We start from the raw sequence: 19,477 nt of genomic DNA, 5'->3' as shown, positions 1-19,477 counted from the left end.
TCGTGCTGTTCGTGCTTTGTGCCTTGCTTTGTTTCCTGCTTCTTGCCGCTTCGCGCAGCGCTTCTTGCCACGTGCACGCCGCGCCTCGCCTCGCTCGCGCATTGTCGCGCTGTCCGTCATTTGCCCTTTCCCGCAGGTCGAACGCTGCGCTCGCCAATGCCGTTTGCGCCGCCGCGCTCGTTACGCGCCTTTTGCCCGCTGCCGCGCTGAGACTTTGACTTTGTCTTTGTCTTTGCCTTCGCTGCGGCGGCCTGTTCCAGCCTGAGCCGCCCCGTCGTGCGCATCGCATCGATCAGCGCGCGGCCTGCCGGCGACGGCTGCGTGTCGGTACGCAGGATCAAGCCGACCGGCTCCTCAGTGCCGGCAACCGGAAGTCGCAACGTCACGAGCATCCCGTGTGCAAGCTCGTACTCGACCGCGCTGCGCGGTACGAACCACACCGCATCGTTTTCGAGTGCGAGCGCGCGACCAACCGACACCGACAACGCCTCGACGAAGGTCGCGAGCGGCGGCACGCCCCATGTCGCGAGCAGGCCGTCCGCCGACTGCCGGATCAGCGTGCCGAACGGCGGCAGCACGACCTGGAAGCGCGCGAGCAGCGCCGCGGCCGGCACATCGTCGCCTGCTTCGTTGCTTGTGTCGCTCCGCTTTTCACCGTCTGTTCCACCGCTTTTTCCACCGCGTTTTCCACCACTAGCCAGCGGATGCGCGGCGCGCACCACCGCAACGAGCGGTTCGCTACCCAGTTGCTCGAAGCTCAGGCCAATCATCCGTTCCGGATCGGCCAACCGCCCCACCGCGAATTCGATCGTGCCGGCTTTCAACCGTTCGAGCAGTTCGGTGTTGGCAGCCGTCGCGATGCGCACCACGACGTTCGGCCACGGCCCGGCGAACAGCCGCAGCGCACTCGGCACGAGCGCCGCGGCGACCGTCGGCAGTACGCCGATCTCGAGGGTCGCGGCGGCCTCGCCCTCGGCGCGCGCCAGCAGATCGACGCCTTGCCGCAGCGCGCTGACGCACGCGCTCGCATGCGGCATGAACAGCAGCGCCTCGCGAGTCGGCACCGCGCCGTGCCGGCCGCGCTCGAACAGCCGCACGCCGAGGATCGCCTCGAGTTCGGCGACCGTTTTCGACACCGCCGGCTGGGTGATCGACAGGCTCTGCGCGGCCCTCTGCACGCCGCCGAACTGCGCGACTGCGAGAAAACACTGCAGATGACGAAACTTCACGCGGCTATCCGCGAGGCTGCGTTGCATAACCGGCCGTTATAGGAACAGGGAAAAAAGCTCATTTTCCATAACTTCGGCGATTGTATAAAGTCCCTTCATCGCTTAAGCCCCACACACCCACCAAAAAGGAGACGCAGATGGACGATCCAGTCCTGACGCCGCGCGATTTCCCGCAACATCCCGCTTATGTGCATCCCGCCTATGGTTCGTCGACGAAGCGCGGCCCGCAGCAGCCGCTGATTCCGCTACGCGAGCGCCTGCGCGACCAGCGCGTGCCGGTGTACGGCGCGGAAGATCTCGGCGCGCTCGACCACGACCTGACCCGCAATGCAGTGCGCAATGGCGCGCCGCTCGGCGAACGGATGGTCGTGACCGGCCGCGTGCTCGACGAAGGCGGCCGCCCGGTGCGCAACACCCTCGTTGAAGTGTGGCAAGCCAATGCGGCCGGCCGCTATGTCCACAAGGCCGACCAGCACGACGCACCGCTCGATCCGAACTTCCTCGGCGCAGGCCGCTGCGTGACGGACGCAGAGGGCCGCTACCGCTTCATGACGATCAAGCCGGGCGCTTACCCGTGGGGCAACCATCCGAATGCGTGGCGGCCGAACCATATTCACTTCTCGCTGTTCGGCGACTACTTCGGTTCGCGGCTCGTCACGCAGATGTACTTCCCCGGCGACCCGCTGCTCGCGCTGGATCCCATTTTCCAGGGCACGCCCGCCGATGCGCGCGAACGCCTCGTTTCGCGTTTTTCGCTCGACGTCACCGAGGAAGGCTTCGCGCTCGGCTACGAATTCGATATCGTGCTGCGCGGCCGCGATGCCACTCCGATGGAGCGCTAAACCATGACGACCACGCTCAAGCAAACGCCTTCGCAAACGGTCGGCCCGTACTTCGCGTACGGCCTGTGCCCGCAGCAATACGATTTCGATTTCAAAAGCCTCTTTACGCCGGTACTCGCAGAGCGCGAAGCAGCGGGTGAGCACATCACGATCGTCGGCCAGGTGCTCGACGGCAACGGCGCGCCGGTCGGCGACGCGATGCTCGAAATGTCGCAGGTGGACAGTGCCGGCAACTACCCAACTTCGCGGGCGCAAGCACAGGCGAGCGGCTTTCACGGCTTCGCGCGAGTCGGCACCGGTACGGATCCCGAACTGCGCTTTGTCGTGCAAACGGTGAAGCCGGCAGCTGCCGCGCCTGGCGAAGCGCCGCATATCAACGTCATCGTGATGATGCGCGGCATGCTGCTGCACACCTTCACGCGTATCTATTTCGACGATGAAGCGGCGGCCAACCAGCGCGACCCGGTGCTGTCCACCGTGCCGGCAGAGCGGCGCGCAACGCTGATTGCGCGGCGCGAGGGCGGCCCGGGAAGCACGCGGTACCGCTTCGATATCCGCATGCAGGGGCCTGAAGAGACGGTGTTTTTCGATCTGTGATGGAACTGCAGAAGCTGGCGACGACGGCGCGCAACACATGGATTCATGCGGCGCCGCCGCCGGAATTCACAATCTGTTCACATTGCGGGTTTAAAGTGCGCCTGCGAGTTAATCTCGCAACGAAACTCCTAGCAGTTATTTCGGCCCGCAAAATGCGGGCTTTTTTTTGCTAGCAGCGAAAATGCTCGATGTCCTGCCCCGCGTTGATCGCGCGCGTGAGCCAGTCGGGGCGCTCGCCGGTGCCGTCCCACGAATTGCCGAACGCATCGCGATAGCGCGGCATGGCGGCCTCCGCAGTGAGTGCCGCAGCCAGTGCCTCGACCGAAATACCGTACTCTTCCATACGGTGTCTTATCCAGCGGATCAGCCGCTCGCGCGCTTCGCCGTCGTGGTCGAATAACCGTTGTTCTTCTCGCTGGTTCATGCTGTTCCGGGGAATTGCGGCTGAATGAGCTGACGCTACAAAACACAAAGGTTTCGCCACTTTTCAGCAAAACCTTATGCGGACCTGATGAACGCTGCGGCGCGTGTGATGGTGAAATGTGCCGGCCGTGTTCAGGCTTCTGATTTACCTCGCGGCTCGCAAATGCCCGTTTTACCGGGCGTTGCCGCCGTGTACCTTCGCTGCAATGGCGCCGGACTAACAACCGGCTGCGGTTATTTGCCTGCGATTCTAGCACTCCTTTTACGCAGCGCCAGCGTTATCCTTATCGTGCGCTGCAACGATAAAGGCGAATAAGCGGTCAATTACGCCGCATGGTTATTTCTCGCGAATTAGTAATGCTATTACGCACCGCTTCAGGGCGAAGCCTAATTCGCCGTGTTAAGGTGCCGATCTGAACGGCTATAGCCGCGCAGCGCGGTGCAACCAATCTTCAGGAGGAAACGCGGATGACACCCCAAGCCGCACTAGCCGCCATTCTCGGCGCATTGTTGATCGGCGCAATGAGCCCCGGTCCCAGCTTTCTGGTGGTCGCACGCAATTCGATCGGCCTGTCGCGCAGCGATGGTCTCGCCACCGCGCTCGGCATGGGCATCGGCGGCGTATTCTTCAGCGCCGTTGCACTGCTCGGCCTTTATACGGTGCTCGCAGCCGTTCAATGGTTATATGTGAGCCTCAAGATCGCGGGCGGCCTGTATCTGATCTATATCGCGTTCAGGATCTGGCGCGGCGCCAAGGCGCCGCTTGCCTTCGAAGTGCAGCAGAACAACGGGCGCAGCGGCGTGCGCCGTTCATTCTGGGTGGGCTTGTCCACGCAGTTGAGCAATCCGAAGACGGCAATTTTTTATGGCAGCATCTTTGCGGCTCTATTGCCGCAGCATCCGCCGGCATGGTGTTACGCGGTGTTGCCGCCTGCCGTGTTCGCGATCGAAGCAGGATGGTATACGGTGGTTGCGCTGTTTTTCTCGAGCCGTCATGCGCGCGATCTGTACAGCAAGGCCAAAACCACGATCGATCGTATCGCTGCCTCCGCTATTGCCGCGCTCGGTTTGCGGCTGATCTTTACTGCGCATCGTGCGGGAATCTAGTTTTCAGGCTTTAGCTATTCTCAGGCGCTGCGTTCGGCTTGACCCGCGCACGCAGCTCGAATTTCTGGATCTTGCCGGTCGCCGTTTTCGGCAACTCGCAGAACACCACTGCCTTGGGTAACTTGAAGCCCGCGAGCCACGCGCGGCAGTGCTCGACGATCTGTTCCGCCGACACCTGCGCGCCCTCCTTCAGTTCGATAAACGCACACGGCACTTCGCCCCACTTCGCATCCGGCATCGCGACCACCGCCGCTACCGATACGGCCGGATGCCGGTACAGCGCATCTTCCACTTCGATGCTCGAAATGTTCTCGCCGCCCGAGATGATGATGTCCTTGCTGCGGTCCGTGATGCGCAAGTAACCGTCCGGCATCAGCACGCCAAGATCGCCGGTGTGGAACCAGCCGCCGCGAAACGCTGCAGCGGTGGCGTGCGGGTTCTTCAGATAGCCCTTCATACAGATGTTGCCGCGGAACATGACCTCGCCAAGCGTTTCGCCGTCGCACGGTACCGGCTCGAGCGTATCGGGGTCGAGCACCGCGGCCGCAGCCTGCAGGTGATAGCGCACGCCCTGCCGTGCGTTCAGGCGCGCGCATTCGTCGTCGTCGAGTGCGTCCCATTGCTGCTGTTTTGCGCATACGGACGCCGGTCCATACACTTCGGTCAATCCGTAGACATGGGTCAGATCGAAACCGATCGCCTTCATGTGCGCGATCAACGCAGGCGACGGCGGCGCGCCCGCGACCATCGTCGATACGCGATGCCCGATGCCTTCGCGCCACTGCGCCGGCGCGTTCGCGAGCGCGCCCTGTACGATCGGCGCGCCGCAATAGTGCGTCACCCGTTCATCGCGAATCAGGTCGAACACCGTCTTCGCATCGAACTTCCGCAGGCATACGTTGACGCCCGCGCGAGCTGCAATGGTCCACGGAAAACACCAGCCGTTGCAGTGAAACAGCGGCAGCGTCCACAGATAAACTGGGTGCTTCGGCATATCCCATTCGAGGATGTTGCTTAGCGCATTCAGATACGCGCCGCGATGGTGGTACACCGCGCCCTTCGGCTCACCCGTCGTGCCTGATGTGTAATTCAGCGCGATGGCGTCCCATTCGTCGGCGGGCGGTGTCCAGACGAACTGCGGGTCGCCACTCGCAAGGAATGCTTCGTAATCGGTCGCGCCGGGGAAGCTCTGCGGATCGGCCGGCAACACGTCGCTGACGCTGACGATGCGCAGTGCCGGTATCTCGCGGGCCGCGTGCTGTGCCAGCTCCGCGTATTCGGTATCGACGATCAGCAGCTTCGCTTCGCCATGCCGCAGCATGTACAGAATCGAAGCGGCATCCAGACGCGTGTTGATCGTGTTCAACACGGCGCCCGCCATCGGTACGCCGAAATGGGCTTCGATCATCTGCGGCAGGTTCGGCAGCAGGACGGCTACCGTGTCGCCGCGCGCAATGCCGCATTGCTCCAGCGCGCTCGCGAGGCGGCGCGTGCGCTGATACGTTTCGTCCCATGTGCGGCGCACATCGTGATAGATCACCGCGAGGCGCTCGCCATAAACTTGCGCGGCACGCGCGATGAAATCGAGTGGTGTCAGCGCGACATGATTCGCGTCGCGGCGTTCGAGACCTTCATCAAACAGGTGAGCCATCGCGGGTCTCCTCAGTGAGATGCGGTCGCGGGCACGCCGCGCGTGCGCACCGCCGACGTGCGGCCGTTGCCGCACGCCGCCCCCGGCGCAATGTCGTGAAGGATCGGGTCGTCAGACCCTGGGAAGATCGTCGATGAATTTTTCGACGTGCCCGTCCGGCACGTCCGTATCGATACCGTCGAGACCGTCGGCGTGAGCCACCGTCTTGATCTTGGGTCCCAGCAGATTCATCCCGCCAAGCGTGAAAAACGACCAGACGGCATTCCCGCCGTGAATGGCGGTGACGACGTCAGAAATGGCCACGATCTCATGTGGCGACAGCCACTCGTTCGTCTTCGGATTGACGAGCGCCCAGCGGACGTGGGTGACGCGGTCGGTCGTGGGGTTAATGCGTACGGCATCGATAGCGTAAGTAGCCATTTCCACCTCCATCATCGTCGTCAGGGCATCGTAGCACTTCTGCGATGCAGAACGAACTGGTCTGAACGATAGGGGAAAAACCGGATGCCGATAAAACGGAGTACTGTGCGCTGCGCTAGCTGGAGCGTCTCGCGAGCGCACGGCCGTGCAGATCAGAAAAACGGCGCTGGACGATTTGCAGCCACCCGCGTGCCGACGAACGGTGCTGCTGCGAGCTGCTCGCGCGCTGCGCCTGTTACGCGCTCGAAAGTGAAACGCTGCTCTGCGGTGAGCGGTGGCGCATAGTTGCGCTCGGTGAGCGCGAGTGGATCGACTGGCTGATCATTCCTCCGCACTTCGAAATGTAGATGCGGGCCGGTTGCCACGCCAGTGCTCCCCACCGAGCCGATCCGCTGACCTTGCGCGACCTGATCGCCCGGCCGCAAACCATGCATGAAGCGCGACAGATGCGCGTACCACGTCGTATAGCCGTCGCCATGATTGATCACGACGTTACGGCCATAGCCGGACATTGCGCCGACGAATTCGACCGTTCCCGCCGCCGCGGCAAACACCGGCGCGCCGCTATGCGCGGTCAGATCGACACCCGTATGAAAACGCTCTTCGCCGCTGACCGGATGCAGGCGTTCGCCGAATGGAGAACTGATGCGCTCGTAATCGAGTGGCATTGCAAAGACTTCGCCGGGCAGCAGCTGGCCGTCGAAAGCGTAGTACTCGCCGCGCGCACTGCCTGGCGCGACAAACCACACCGCGCTGTAAGTGCGCTCGCCGAGGTGAATCTCCGCAGCGCTCACGCGCGGATGGCGCGTCACCGCATCGGTCTGGTCACCGTTTTCATAGATGATGCGAAAGGCGTCGTCGGGTAGTGCCGTCATGCTCGCGACAAGCCGTCCGGCAAACAACCGGTCGAGCTGCGCGACAACATCAGGCGGCACATCGGCCTCAGTCAGCGCGTCGTGCACATCATGCTCGATGTGGCCGGCGCGCGCGACGTAGCGGGCGTCTTCGACGGGTGCGGACATCGTCCACGGTACCGCGCCGGCGAGCGACGGGCGGGCGGCGCCAGCATCGCTTGCGGCCGTGCCCATGCCCGCGCCCATGCCTGTTGCTGCGAGCGCTGCGTCTGCATCGTTGGCAGCATCGAGCAGTGCCTCCGGCACGCACAGCACGATCGCCGCGCGGCACATCGACGCGAGAATCGGTGCACCGTAGCGCAGCGTCGTGTCGGCCGGCTCCGGCGTATCGACGCGACTCGCCCACAACGCGCCGTCAGCATCGAAGGCCAGCCGCAGCGACGGCATACCTGCGAAATCGCGCAATGCGGGCGCGCCGGAATCGCGCAACCTTGCATCGCCCGCAACGAATGATCGGGAGGACTGATCGCTATGTGGCGCATTTTGTGCGGCCGTGCCGGTGAGCGTGGTCGGCCACGCCGCACCACTTGGCGTGAGCCCAGGTGCGCAATACGCGACGGGCGTCGCGTAACCGGCAGCAAGGCCGACCATGAGTGCCGCACGCGCAGCGGCGATGAACGATGAAGAGCTTTTAATCGGCGCAGGGACTGCAGTCTTGCCAGACATACGGGGTCCGTGCGCGAAGAATGAACGTAGGCGAACCGTCACGTGGAAAATTCTCGCAGTCGGAAACAGAAGGCTGCGGGGCGTGGGCGGCAGTGCAGGAACACACAGCAGCGGCGCGACGTTCTACGAATGGAGTAACTCGACTATCGACTGATGAATAGCCACCTCAATCGCGCCGCGCGGCCCGGCAAATGAAGCATCAGTTTATGGGTTTGCGCATGTTACAGGAATAGGACAATTCCTGAGTGCGTAATCGCACATGCATGCCCCCTCCATTCGTACGATCGATGCATGGGTAATGGCGGCAATTTGTCGATATCGCGAAGCCGATGATTTGCGCTTCGTTGCGTTCGGCGCGCGAGATTTCTTTTGCTCGAGCAGTACGTGCGACATGCAGGCGGAGCATCACTCATCACTCATACGTGCCGCTCCACAACGCGAATTTCACTGCGATCGGCATCAGTGTTTGTGCGGGGGCGGCGCCCGAGGGCTGCCGCGCCAAAAGCCGCAAAGCCTTACCAGGCGTAATCCATAAACGATTGCTAATGCTTTTTTCGATAAACTTTAACTGTCCTCAATCATAGCCTGCCCCTATGCTGACACAATCGCCCGCCACGGCTGGGCCGCAGCGGCGCGCGCCATCGCGCGACGCAAGTGAGGTGCGGTGCACGGCGCACGATGTCGGTAACGGCATCGAAGATTGCGGGCAAGCGGGTTTTCAATGTCATTGAGGCGAACATCATGAAGATCTGTGTTTTCGGGGCAGGAGCGATCGGCGCCCTGATGGGCGTGCAGCTGGCGCGTGCCGGGGCGGATGTCAGCTTCGTCGCGCGCGGCCCGCACCTGGCTGCCATGCGCGAGAACGGCGTACGCATTCTCGGCAACGATGGTGAAGAGGTTTCCGCAAAGGTACGCTGCACGTCCGATCCGAGCGAGCTCGGTGTGCAGGACTACGTGCTGATCACGCTGAAGGCGCATTCCGTGCCGGGCGTCGTCGAAGCGATGCAGCCGCTGCTGGGCAAACATACGGCGGTCATCACCGGCGTCAACGGTATTCCCTACTGGTACTTCCACAAGCATGGCGGCGAGTTTGCCGGCACGCAGCTCGCGAGCATCGATCCGGATGGCACGCAGTGGAACCGGCTCGGACCGGAACGCGCGATCGGTTGCGTGCTGTACCCTGCCGCCGAAATCATCGAGCCGGGTGTGATCAAGCACGTGTACGGCAAGAAGTTTCCGATCGGCGAGCCAAGCGGCGAACGTACGCCACGCATTCAGGCGCTGCACGAAATGATGACCGCAGCCGGCTTCGATGCGCCGATTCGCGACAACATCCGCGATGAGATCTGGCTGAAGCTGTGGGGCAATCTGTGCTTCAACCCGATCAGTGCGCTCACGCATGGCACGCTCGATCTGCTGGCCGGCGATGCGGGCACCCGCAATGTGTGCCGCACCATGATGGCCGAAGCACAACGCATCGCCGAGCCGCTCGGCGTGCACTTTCGCGTCGATATCGAACGGCGCATCGATGGTGCGGGCTCAGTCGGCGCGCACAAGACGTCGACGCTGGTCGACCTCGAACATCGCCGGCCGATGGAAATCGATCCGCTGCTGACTGTGGTTCAGGAGATGGGGCGCCTCGTCGGCGAGCCGACTCCGACCATCGACGTCGTGCTTGCGCTCGTGAAGATGCGCGAACGGATGGCGCTGCAAGCGGCCTGAAGCATGCGGGCGTGACGGCGTGGCGACGCGCGCAAACCTGGCGCGGCCGCGCGTCGCGTTGTCGCATGGAGCGCCAGGCCGTCAGTGATCGATCGTAAGCCAGACTGTCTTCGGCGTGAATTTGCGATTGCGGCTGCGATGTGCTCGCGCCCGAAGCCCCAGTCTCCCACCCCACCCCACGGCAGCCGAACATCGGTGTAGCCGTTCGTATTGATCCATACAGCGCCCGACTTCAACGCATGCGACTCGCGCTGCACGCGTTCAATCCCGGCGCTCCACAAGCGCCTGGATGCAAGGCGGTGTAGCGCGCCTATTGGCGAGCCGCGCTGCATATGCGTCGTCATCGCCAGCGTCCCCCACAGGTCCATCGTCATACTCCCTGCATGATGGATCCGACGGCCAACCGGACTGGCAAGCCTGACGCGGCTAGCGTCAGGCTCGCTGCAAGGCTCGCGACGGGACCGCAGAGGGACAGGACAGGCTCAGGCCTGACGAGGCTCGCACAGCGGCGCTGCGCCGCCGGGCAGGGCCGGCAACGGCTCGTGGATCGCCTGCTGGATACGAGCCGCCGGTACGTCAGCAGACCCAGTCGCCCGGCCTGGCGTGCGTCCGCGATCGCTGAACAGCGACCACACGGCCTGCGCATTGGGTCGTAGCGTCCGGTTGCGATGCCTGACCAGCATCGTCGTCAACGTTACTTCCGGTAGCAGCGGACGTGCAACGAGGCGCGCCGAAGGCGCCGGCCAATGCGCGCCAACCGGCAGCACACCGATGCCAAGCCCCAGTTCGATCATGCGCATAACCGCCGCGACGTGCCCGCATTCCTGCACGCGACGGCTCGGCACACGGTGCGCCGCAAGCGCACGCTCGACGCATGCGCGACTACCCGCGTCGGCGTTCAGCGTGACGAGCGGTGCATCGGAAAGCGCGCTCCACATCAGCGTCGTGCCGCGCGCAAGGGAATGCGAATCGGGCAGCACAGCGCACAGCGGCGTCGTGAACAATGGTTGCACGTGCAACGAGTCGGCGGTCGCGGCATCGAAGTCCGACACCAGCCCGAAGTCGACGTCGCCCTGCTCGACGCTCGCCAGTACCGCGTCTTGCGGCTGGTCCTTCACGTCGATGGAAAGCCCTGGGAACAGCGCGATACAGCGCGCGATGCACTCGGGCACCCAGCGTGACGAGAGCACCGCGTTGCTCGCAATCGTCACGATACCGGTGTGGCCATGATGCGCCGCGCGTTCCTCGCGCAAGGTCAGGTCGATCTCATCGAGCAACTGCCCGATGCGGCGCGCGAGGCTCGCGCCGGCCAGCGTCAGTTCGACGTTACGCGTAGTACGGTCGAACAGCCGCAGCGAGATCGCCTCTTCCAGTTCGCGTACGCAGCGGCTGACCGCCGACTGCGTCAGATCGAATTCGCGCGCCGCGCGCGTGAAGCTGCGCTGGCGCGCGACGGCGACAAACACCTTGAGCTGCTGCAATGAGACGTTCATGTCGCCATTCGACTCCTTGCGGACTTCATTCGCCGGTTTGCTCCGGCCACGTGCTCAGTCGCGACGGGGTGCCGCCCTGGCTTTTGTTGTCGAGTTCAAGCGAATTGCTCTGCGCGATCCAGCGAGCCCGCATCGGCGCGAGGACAAACTTGGCCGAGATGCCGGCTGCGATCGTGATCACCGCCGCAGCGATAAACACCGCATTCCAGCCGCCGGTTGCCGCGAGTACCGAAGCGACCGGCACCAGCAACGCGGCCGTGCCCTTTGCGGTGTACAGCGTGCCCGCATTCGCCGCTGCGTACTTGCTGCCGAACGTGTCTGCGCAGATCGCCGGGAAGATCGAGAAAATTTCGCCCCAGAACAGGAAGATCAGCGCCGCAAACGTCATGAACGCATACGGGTTCTGGCCGTATTCCATCAGCCCGAGCAACGCGAGACCTTCACCGATGAAAATCGCGAACATGGTGTTTTCGCGGCCGATCTTGTCGGATACGAAGCCGCACAGCGGACGCGTAAAGCCGTTGCAGATGTTGTCGATCGACAGCGTCATCGTCAACAGCGGCAGCGTCGCGCCGAAGATCGTCATCGGCAGCTTGGCGAGGCCCCAGTCTTTCGCGATCGGTCCGATCTGCGCCGTGGCCATCAGGCCGCCCGCCGCAACCGCGACGAAGCACACGTAGATCACCCAGAACACCGGCGCCTTGATCATCTGACCCGGCGTGTAATCGGCATTCGTCACCGCGAACTTGCGTTTCGCAGCGGGTAGCTTCTTACCGTCCGGCTTCATCAGGAACAGCGCGAGAATGAAGATCGACACACCCTGCAGAATGCCGAAGAACAGGAACGTGTGTTCATAGCCCTTCGCGGTGATCATGTTTGCGATCGGAATCACCGTCACCGCCGCGCCCGCGCCGAAACCCGCTGCCGTCAAACCGGCTGCGAGACCGCGGCGATCCGGGAACAGTTTCAGCGCATTGCCGACGCACGTGCCGTACACGCCGCCTGCGCCGATACCTGCGATGACCGACGCGGCGTACAACTCCGGCAGCGTCGTTGCGTACGAATTCATCACCCACGCGAGGCCTGCGCACAACGCGCCGACTGCCACCACCGGACGCGGTCCGAAGCGGTCGACGAGATAGCCTTCGAGCGGCACGAGCCACGTTTCAGTCAGGATGAAGATCGAGAAAGCAAGCTGGATCGAAGCCTGCCCCCAGTGGTGCGCCGTATTCATCGGCGCGACGAAGAGCGTCCATGCATATTGCAGATTGGCAACCAGCGCCATGCAGAGGATGCCGACGAACAGTTGGAACCAGCGATTGCGCCATACAACGGGCGCCGGCGCCTGCCGGGTGATGTCGTTCATGTGCTTTGTCTCCGATATCTATTAGTGCAACCGGCCGGATTGCCGGTTTACATACATGCCACCTTATTTTTATCCCCGAAACGACCAGCTTTCAGGTTTTAAAGCGCGACGCTGAACGAATTGCATTGATCCAGATGGCTGCGGGTTAATCCCGATTCCTTCAGTCATATAAATCAGCAATCGGCGCCGTAAAACATGTATTCAGGTTCGCCCAACCCCTTTATCTACGCGTAAACCCCTATATTTCAAGGGTTTTCCGCTACCTTACGAATTACTCATTAATGCATGCTAGGGACATTGCTTGATTACGGATAATTAAAGTTTGTTACTATGTCGATTCATATTTGCTTATACATCAACCATGACAATGAGGAACGCAACGCTGCGCCAGCTGAAGGTTTTTGAAACCGTGGCGCGGCACCTCAGCTTTTCGCGCGCGGCCGAGGAATTGCACCTGACACAGCCCGCCGTTTCCACCCAGGTCCGGCAACTTGAAGAGCATGCGGGGTTGCCGCTGTTCGAACAGCTCGGCAAGAAAATCTACCTGACGCCCGCCGGCACCGAGATGCTTTATTACAGCCGCGCGATCATCCAGCAGTTCCACGAAGTGGATGAAGCGATGGGCCAGCTCAAGGGCATTTCGGGCGGCAAGCTCAACGTCGCGGTCATCAGCGCAGGCGACTACTTCTTTCCACGGCTGCTCGGCGAATTCACGCAGCGCTATACGGGCGTCGTATTGAACCTTGCGGTGCACAATCGCGAAGAGCTGCTGCATCAGCTGGCGACGAACCAGACGGATCTTGCGGTGATGGTGCGCCCGCCGCACGAGGCCGATTCCGTCAACGAAGCGTTCGCGCCGCATCCGTACGTGATCGTCGCGGCACCGAACCATCCGCTCGCAGGCAAGCACAATATCAAGTTTGCGCAGCTCGCCGACGAGGCGTTCATCGTGCGCGAGCGAGGCTCCGATACGTGGAACTCGATGGAAGAAGGCTTTGCGGGCCGGCTGACGAACCTGAAGATCGCGATGGAGATCAAGAGCACCGAGACCATCAAGCAGGCGGTGATCGCCGGCATGGGCATCGCTTTTCTGTCCGCGCATACGATCAGCCTCGAACTGCAGGTCGGCAATCTCGTCGTGCTCGACGTCGAGAGCTTCCCGGTGATGCTCAACTGGTACGTCGTGCACCGCAGGAACAAGCGCCTGCCGCCGGTTGCGGAAGCGTTCAAGCATTTCCTGCTCGACGAAGGCGCGGGCCAGATCGAGCAGATCACGCATGTTTCCCGGTTGATCAACCATAAGTAGTTCTTTATGAATTTCCAATAAAACTTTAACTATTGCAAATCCATCAGGGCCCCTATGCTTGAGTCGAGTCTCATCACTCGTCTGCCAAGGAGTCCTGCCATGAATCACGCTTCGGTCCTCGCTCATTTCGATTCGCCCGCCGCGCGCGGCGCCACCCCCGTAGACGCGACCCTGTGCGCGTACAACTCGGCATTCAGCGATCTTGGCCTGCGCTTTCGCTGGGACCACGATACGCTCGACGTGCTGATGGAAGAATTCAACACGGAACTCGCGCGCATTACCGGTTATATCGAGCGTTTCCATTCGCACCTGCTGAAAGCCTACGATGCCGATTTCCTCGCAGAACTGATCTTCCAGAAGAAGACCGAGTTCTACCGTGCGGCTTCCGCCGCTTGAGGCCATGTCTGCGCGGCTGCGCCTGCCGGTTTTTCACCGGGCAGGCGTGCCTTGTTGCTCGTACCTTGTTGAAATCAATACCGTTCGTCTTTCTGCCCGTTTCTAGACGCGTGCACGTGCCACGCGTGCATTGATGTTGCGGCTACGCCCGCGCGTTGCCACCGCCCTGCTGCTGCGCTGTCTGCTCTGTGTAGATGCAACGCTGACGGTCCAGCGCTGCGTAAAGTCGTCGCCTGGGCGTATGTCCATCGCGTCGTCACGCCACTCGAACTGCACCTGCAACGCGTGCCGCTGCGGCATGCCGCAATGCACGCCGGAAATCCGCCGCCCGGAGGCCGTGGCCCACACGGGGCCGCCAAACCAGCCGTAACGCTGGTCAATCGTGATGGTCAGATGCGCGCCGAGAGCCGCAGCAAGGCCACCCGCCGCGAGCAGCACAGCGAGGCCCAGCATCGGCGCTGCATCGGTGACGAATCCATAACCGAGCCACACGCACAGCAGCAATGCGACGAAATCGACGAGCGCGCAACCGGGACAGGCCGCGACATGGGCACGCACCGCGGCGCGCACCGCATGGCGCAATCTGAAGAACGCGAGTGCGGAAGTGGCCAGCAGCAGCGCACCGGCGCACACCGCTAGATAAAGGCCGATACGCTCGGCACTGCCGTTCGTCGCCGCCGAAAGATAGCGGACGAAAGCGGCGATCAATGCGGCAAGGCCCACGGCACTGCACGCGATCGTTGCAAACACAACATACTTGCGACGGCGCCCGCCAACGGCGGCGCGCGCGGCGTTGCCGCCACGCCCTACCCCCGTCGCGATGCTGAGCCACGCCGCCGCTACCAGCACGACGGCGGCACACGCTGCGCCGGCCGCTACGTTAGGCATGCGCTTTCCTTGATGCTGAGTATCGTGTTGTGGCGTTCATGCCTGATCGATCATGCGGTGCCTGCGACGGCCGCGGATGCAGCCTGCGCTGCTTCGTCCGTTGCCGCAAGCATATTGCTCAAAACGCCGATGCCTTCGATCGTGATCGAAACAGTAGCACCGTCCTTGATCGAACCGACACCGATCGACGTACCGCATGCGATCACGTCGCCAGGCTCGAGCGTCATATCCTGCGAAATCATGCTGACCTGTTCTGCCGGCGTAAACACCATGTCCGAAATCGGATAGTTCTGTCGCTCGACACCGTCGACCGTCGTCACCACGCGTGCCGATTGCCAGTCGAAATTCGACGCAATCGCCGGCCCGATACAGCAGAAAGTATCGAAGCCCTTCGCTCTGCACCATTGAGGAAAGTGCGGATTTTCGTTGAGCAGCTCCGCCGCCGTCACATCGTTGACGATCGTGTAGCCGAATATCGACGCGGCCGCTTCTTCGACGCTCGCGTTGCGGCAGCGTTGCCCGATCACGATGCCGAGTTCGCCCTCGTACGCGATCTTGCCCGCATAGTGTTTCGGTCGCACGATCGGTTCGTCGGCGCCGATCACCGATTCGGCCGGCTTCAGCAGAAACAGCGGGTGCGCAGGCACCGGCTTGTCGAGCTTCGCCGCCAGCGCGTGGAAGTTGTTCCACAGCGCGATCACCTTGCGCGGTGCGCACGGCGCAAGCGCCTTCAACGCACGCGCCGGCAACACCGCGCCGGTCGGCACCGGGTGCTCGAGGCTCAGGTGCTCGTGCAGATATCCGTTCTCAAGCTTGCCGAACACGACCCGGCCATCGTTCGACAAAAACCGCATCCACGTTTCCATATGTACTCCGTTGCACGGCGGACCTTCATGCTGTCGCGAACCTGGCGCGAAACCTACATGAAGCACGCCGCCGTTGATTGCAGACACAACTATCTAGCTGACACTGACGAGCATATGCACAGATCGTGCATATGCTGCGTCTTCTCGCATGCTCAGATTGCACCCGCAGTGCGCAGCAGCGCGACCTGTTCCGGCGAATAACCGAGTTCCGCCATCACTTCGTCAGTGTGTTCGCCAAGCAGCGGCGAACGCGTCACTTCGGTCGGGCTGTCCGATAACTTGATCGGATTGCCAACCGTCAGGTACTTGCCGCGCACCGGATGATCGACTTCGACGATCGTACCGGTCTTGCGCAGCGACTCGTCTTCCGCGATTTCCTTCATCGACAGGATCGGACCGCACGGAATGTCGTACTTGTTGAGGATATCCATCGCCTCGAACTTGGTCTTCGTCATCGTCCAGCGTTCGACTTCGTCGAAGATGTCTTTCAGATGCGGCAGACGGGCTTCAGCGGTGGCGTAGCTCGGATCGGTCGCCCACTCTTCCCTGCCGATCACGTTGCAGATCTTGGCCCACACCGGCGCCTGCGTAATGAAGTAGATGTACGCATTCGGATCGCCTTCCCAGCCCTTGCACTTCAGGATCCAGCCCGGCTGGCCGCCGCCCGACGCATTGCCGGCGCGCGGCACCGCTTCGCCGAACGTGCCGTTCGGATATTGCGGATATTCCTTCATTACGCCGGTGCGCTCGAGGCGCTGCTGGTCGCGCAGCTTCACGCGGCACAGATTCAGCACACCGTCCTGCATCGCGGCGAGCACCTTCTGGCCGCGGCCGGTCATCGTGCGCTGATACAGCGCGGCGACAATGCCCAGCGCCAGATGCAGGCCGGTGCCGCTATCGCCGATCTGCGCGCCAGTCACCACCGGCGGGCCGTCGTCGAAGCCGGTCGTCGATGCAGAGCCGCCGACGCATTGCGCGACGTTCTCGTACACCTTGCAGTCTTCGTAGGGACCGGGACCGAAGCCCTTCACCGATGCGACGATCATCCGCGGATTGATCGCGTGGATGTGCTCCCACGTGAAGCCCATCCGGTCGAGCGCGCCCGGCGCGAAGTTTTCGACCAGCACGTCGCATTTGCGAATCAGCTCATCGAGAACCTTCTTGCCCTCAGGATTCTTCGCATCGACCGTTACCGAGCGCTTGTTGTGGTTGAGCATCGTGAAGTACAGGCTGTCCGCGCCGGGGATGTCGCGCAACTGGTCGCGCGTGACATCGCCGGAACCGGCCTTCTCCACCTTGATCACGTCCGCACCAAACCACGCGAGCAGCTGCGTGCAGGTCGGTCCAGATTGAACGTGCGTGAAATCAAGAATGCGCACACCGTCGAGTGCCTTGCTCATGATCTGTCTCCTACGTGTGCGTTACAGATGCTGCGCGCGGTTGCGGGTCACGCGCGTGCGCTGGCGCGACGCGTTGCTATCAAGGCCAGACGCGACGCTCGCGCACTGCGGCACGCGAGCGGTGGGGATCAAAAGCCATGCGGACATAGTCGTCTCCTGGTCAATCGTTATTAATGGATATCGATGGACGTGGCCGGTTCGATGGCGCCGCGGTGTGACAAGCATCTCGTTGCCCCGTCCAATACGGTATGTGATATATCAGAAGCGATCAAGACCAATTTCAGGCCTTGGTGGATACCCTTCGATTGGCCACATAACCTTTACCAGTATGGCTTTGTGGGTGAAAACGACCCGTCTTTTGAGGCCGTCTCAGAGCCCAACCGAGGGAAAACACCGACCAGCTATTGTCTCTTGCGCTGACGTGATATATCACATACCATATTTCAAACGACGTCAACTGGTCTTTCCCCGAATCGCGCTGCGGCGCATGGATTTGTGGTGAACGAGGGAGCGAACGAGGGTGTCGATGTACCGGCAGCAGGTCGGGCGCGTTCCGACGAAGCGGTGCGGCGCGGGCATGGCGGCACAGCAGGCACGCGATACGACGCGCCTGCTATCTAATTAGAAGGTGGTAAAGCGGGTTCGCACAGGCAGCAGGTAGTACAGGCAACAAAAAAGCCAGCGGGTCAGCCCCGCTGGCTTTTCCATACTCATCTGCCCTGCCGCACTATGCCGACAAGCGCATCAATCCAGAAAGTCGCAATTCGCCTCGACGAAGTCCGCCAGATCCAGCGAGTGCTGCCGCACTAGCCGCTCGGCGAGTTCGGTATCGCGCTCCTCGAGCGCCTCGATGATGCGCAGATGATCGACGATCGACCGCGATGCGCGGTCGCTTTGCGAAATCGTCATGCGCCGGATCGCCCGCACGTGGATGAAGATATTCTTGATCGTCTCAAGAATGATCTGCGACCGCGATAGCTCGACGATCGCCTGGTGGAACGCGATGTTCGCATCCGAATACTCGGCGATATGTTCAGCGGGTGTGGCATCGCGAAAGCTGTCGAACATATGGCGCAACCGGGCAATTTCAGCATCGGTTGCATGCAGCGTGGCAAGGCGCGCGGCCATACTCTCGAGCGCCGCCCACATCTGGATCATTTCGACGATTTCACGCTTGCTCTTGCGCACGATATAGATGCCGCGGCGCGGCACCATGCGCAAAAAACCTTCCTGCTCGAGCAGCGTCATCGCTTCCCGAACCGGTGTGCGGCTCACGCCCAGCGTCTCGCTCAACAGACGCTCGTCGAGCCGGATCTCTTCCTTCGACTGATAGATGTCTGCGTCGGCGATCGCCTGACGCAGCATTGCATAAGCCTGGTCACGCAGGCTGGCGCTGGCATTGATGGGCTGCAGCGACAGCGTAAGCGGCGAGGCCGCTGCAGGTTCAGTTTGAAGTTCTGACGACATTCATCGCCTCTTTGTTAGCGGGTGTGCGATACGGCACTTCGAGAACCGGATCGCCAATGCCGCCGGCAAGACCCGCGAAACGCCCATGCTGCGCTGCGCGCGCGGCGATGTGTTGCGGAATCATACCGGTCAGCAGAACGGTTGCGGCTGCGCCGAGGCCAACAAAACCAACGGCAAGCAAGGCCAGAGATACGAAATCCATTTGCAGCTCCACATGACTGAGTGATCGAATGACTCAATCATATGCTGCGCCGCCACATACGTCAATACTTTGTATGTGATATATCAGAGACGCGGTGTTTTTCAACAACGTTGCAAAAAGGTAACACGGCTGTTGTGGAAGCGGCTGCGTGGCATACGAAATACATTATATGTATAGCGAATCTTGCGTGCGCCGCAATCGCATCGCGTCTTTCGTTGCAATGCCGCACAAGTTTGCTAAGCTCGCGGACCCCGTCGCCTTACAGCAAGCAAGGGCGCTGTATCGCGATGCGTCATAGACAACCCCTTCTGCATATGCACAACTGCGACATATTGCCACCCGCACAGGGTGGCTATATCGTCTCGCAATTGCGGATTCGGCGTCCTGAGTGCGATGGCTTGATATGCAATCGCACTACATATAGCCGGCCGCTCGGTCTCTTCCAGGACGAGCGTCGGCGGCGCCAGAACCTCAAGTTTCGGTTCTAAACGACCGATAACGAACCAGACGCACCCCACTGGA

Annotated in this window: 20 protein-coding genes; 6 read left to right on the top strand and 14 right to left on the bottom strand. The window is 61.9% G+C overall.

Annotated features, from left to right (window positions below):
* Positions 1-116: 116 nt before the first annotated feature.
* Entirely contained in the window at positions 117-1,256 is a 1,140-nt protein-coding gene (locus ACYVNQ_RS21965) for a LysR substrate-binding domain-containing protein (RefSeq protein WP_460904705.1), read from the bottom strand.
* 110 nt (positions 1,257-1,366) lie between these two features.
* On the opposite strand from ACYVNQ_RS21965, the gene pcaH reads away from it, so the two are divergent.
* Both pcaH and pcaG read left to right on the top strand, forming a co-directional pair.
* The gene (gene pcaH / locus ACYVNQ_RS21960) at positions 1,367-2,071 is read left to right on the top strand and encodes a protocatechuate 3,4-dioxygenase subunit beta (RefSeq protein ID WP_460904704.1); all 705 of its coding nucleotides are present in this window, start codon (positions 1,367-1,369) and stop codon (positions 2,069-2,071) included.
* 3 nt (positions 2,072-2,074) lie between these two features.
* Positions 2,075-2,668, top strand: a complete 594-nt coding sequence (gene pcaG / locus ACYVNQ_RS21955; RefSeq protein WP_460904703.1) for a protocatechuate 3,4-dioxygenase subunit alpha — start codon at positions 2,075-2,077, stop codon at positions 2,666-2,668.
* A 169-nt stretch (positions 2,669-2,837) separates the two neighbouring features.
* On the opposite strand, the gene ACYVNQ_RS21950 is transcribed toward pcaG, so the two are convergent.
* Entirely contained in the window at positions 2,838-3,092 is a 255-nt protein-coding gene (locus ACYVNQ_RS21950) for an H-NS family nucleoid-associated regulatory protein (protein WP_460904702.1), read from the bottom strand.
* Positions 3,093-3,559: 467 nt separating this feature from the next.
* Here ACYVNQ_RS21950 and ACYVNQ_RS21945 point away from each other — a divergent pair, with 467 nt between their 5' ends.
* On the top strand, positions 3,560-4,198 hold the full coding sequence (locus ACYVNQ_RS21945; protein WP_460904701.1) for a LysE family translocator: 639 nt from the start codon (positions 3,560-3,562) through the stop codon (positions 4,196-4,198).
* Positions 4,199-4,208: 10 nt separating this feature from the next.
* Here the strand turns inward: ACYVNQ_RS21945 and ACYVNQ_RS21940 are convergent, their stop codons facing one another.
* The 3 genes from ACYVNQ_RS21940 to ACYVNQ_RS21930 all read right to left on the bottom strand — a co-directional run bounded on the left by ACYVNQ_RS21940 (position 4,209) and on the right by ACYVNQ_RS21930 (position 7,849).
* Complete coding sequence (locus ACYVNQ_RS21940) at positions 4,209-5,849, bottom strand: acyl-CoA synthetase (protein ID WP_460904700.1); 1,641 nt, start codon at positions 5,847-5,849, stop codon at positions 4,209-4,211.
* Between the two features lie 111 nt (positions 5,850-5,960).
* Positions 5,961-6,269 (bottom strand): hypothetical protein, encoded by a 309-nt coding sequence (locus tag ACYVNQ_RS21935; RefSeq protein WP_460904699.1) that lies wholly within the window; start codon positions 6,267-6,269, stop codon positions 5,961-5,963.
* A 152-nt stretch (positions 6,270-6,421) separates the two neighbouring features.
* The gene (locus ACYVNQ_RS21930) at positions 6,422-7,849 is read right to left on the bottom strand and encodes a M23 family metallopeptidase (protein ID WP_460904698.1); all 1,428 of its coding nucleotides are present in this window, start codon (positions 7,847-7,849) and stop codon (positions 6,422-6,424) included.
* A 741-nt stretch (positions 7,850-8,590) separates the two neighbouring features.
* Here ACYVNQ_RS21930 and ACYVNQ_RS21925 point away from each other — a divergent pair.
* Positions 8,591-9,571: a 2-dehydropantoate 2-reductase gene (locus tag ACYVNQ_RS21925; RefSeq protein WP_460904697.1), complete on the top strand. Its 981-nt coding sequence runs from the start codon at positions 8,591-8,593 to the stop codon at positions 9,569-9,571.
* On the opposite strand, the gene ACYVNQ_RS21920 is transcribed toward ACYVNQ_RS21925, so the two are convergent.
* The 3 genes from ACYVNQ_RS21920 to oxlT all read right to left on the bottom strand — a co-directional run bounded on the left by ACYVNQ_RS21920 (position 9,472) and on the right by oxlT (position 12,430).
* Positions 9,472-9,903, bottom strand: a complete 432-nt coding sequence (locus ACYVNQ_RS21920) for an aldehyde dehydrogenase family protein (protein WP_460904983.1) — start codon at positions 9,901-9,903, stop codon at positions 9,472-9,474. The genes ACYVNQ_RS21925 and ACYVNQ_RS21920 overlap by 100 nt on opposite strands.
* A gap of 150 nt (positions 9,904-10,053) precedes the next feature.
* The gene (locus ACYVNQ_RS21915) at positions 10,054-11,064 is read right to left on the bottom strand and encodes a LysR family transcriptional regulator (protein ID WP_460904696.1); all 1,011 of its coding nucleotides are present in this window, start codon (positions 11,062-11,064) and stop codon (positions 10,054-10,056) included.
* 25 nt (positions 11,065-11,089) lie between these two features.
* A complete protein-coding gene (oxlT, locus tag ACYVNQ_RS21910) occupies positions 11,090-12,430 on the bottom strand; it encodes an oxalate/formate MFS antiporter (protein ID WP_460904694.1) in 1,341 nt (446 codons plus the stop codon).
* Between the two features lie 361 nt (positions 12,431-12,791).
* On the opposite strand from oxlT, the gene ACYVNQ_RS21905 reads away from it, so the two are divergent.
* The gene (locus ACYVNQ_RS21905) at positions 12,792-13,736 is read left to right on the top strand and encodes a LysR family transcriptional regulator (protein ID WP_460904692.1); all 945 of its coding nucleotides are present in this window, start codon (positions 12,792-12,794) and stop codon (positions 13,734-13,736) included.
* A gap of 99 nt (positions 13,737-13,835) precedes the next feature.
* A complete protein-coding gene (locus ACYVNQ_RS21900; protein WP_460904691.1) occupies positions 13,836-14,132 on the top strand; it encodes a hypothetical protein in 297 nt (98 codons plus the stop codon).
* Between the two features lie 102 nt (positions 14,133-14,234).
* Here ACYVNQ_RS21900 and ACYVNQ_RS21895 read toward each other — a convergent pair whose 3' ends face one another.
* The 6 genes from ACYVNQ_RS21895 to ACYVNQ_RS21870 all read right to left on the bottom strand — a co-directional run bounded on the left by ACYVNQ_RS21895 (position 14,235) and on the right by ACYVNQ_RS21870 (position 18,955).
* Positions 14,235-15,020: a hypothetical protein gene (locus tag ACYVNQ_RS21895; protein WP_460904690.1), complete on the bottom strand. Its 786-nt coding sequence runs from the start codon at positions 15,018-15,020 to the stop codon at positions 14,235-14,237.
* A gap of 50 nt (positions 15,021-15,070) precedes the next feature.
* The gene (locus ACYVNQ_RS21890; protein WP_460904689.1) at positions 15,071-15,886 is read right to left on the bottom strand and encodes a fumarylacetoacetate hydrolase family protein; all 816 of its coding nucleotides are present in this window, start codon (positions 15,884-15,886) and stop codon (positions 15,071-15,073) included.
* A gap of 152 nt (positions 15,887-16,038) precedes the next feature.
* On the bottom strand, positions 16,039-17,286 hold the full coding sequence (gene frc, locus ACYVNQ_RS21885) for a formyl-CoA transferase (protein ID WP_460904688.1): 1,248 nt from the start codon (positions 17,284-17,286) through the stop codon (positions 16,039-16,041).
* Positions 17,287-17,307: 21 nt separating this feature from the next.
* On the bottom strand, positions 17,308-17,433 hold the full coding sequence (locus ACYVNQ_RS21880) for a hypothetical protein (protein ID WP_460904686.1): 126 nt from the start codon (positions 17,431-17,433) through the stop codon (positions 17,308-17,310).
* A 597-nt stretch (positions 17,434-18,030) separates the two neighbouring features.
* Positions 18,031-18,753 (bottom strand): GntR family transcriptional regulator, encoded by a 723-nt coding sequence (locus tag ACYVNQ_RS21875; protein WP_460904684.1) that lies wholly within the window; start codon positions 18,751-18,753, stop codon positions 18,031-18,033.
* Complete coding sequence (locus ACYVNQ_RS21870) at positions 18,731-18,955, bottom strand: hypothetical protein (RefSeq protein WP_460904683.1); 225 nt, start codon at positions 18,953-18,955, stop codon at positions 18,731-18,733. The genes ACYVNQ_RS21875 and ACYVNQ_RS21870 overlap by 23 nt, the downstream gene beginning before the upstream one ends.
* Between the last annotated feature and the right edge of the window lie 522 nt (positions 18,956-19,477).

Source organism: Paraburkholderia jirisanensis, assembly GCF_054782355.1.
This window is presented reverse-complemented; position numbering and strand designations above follow the sequence as displayed.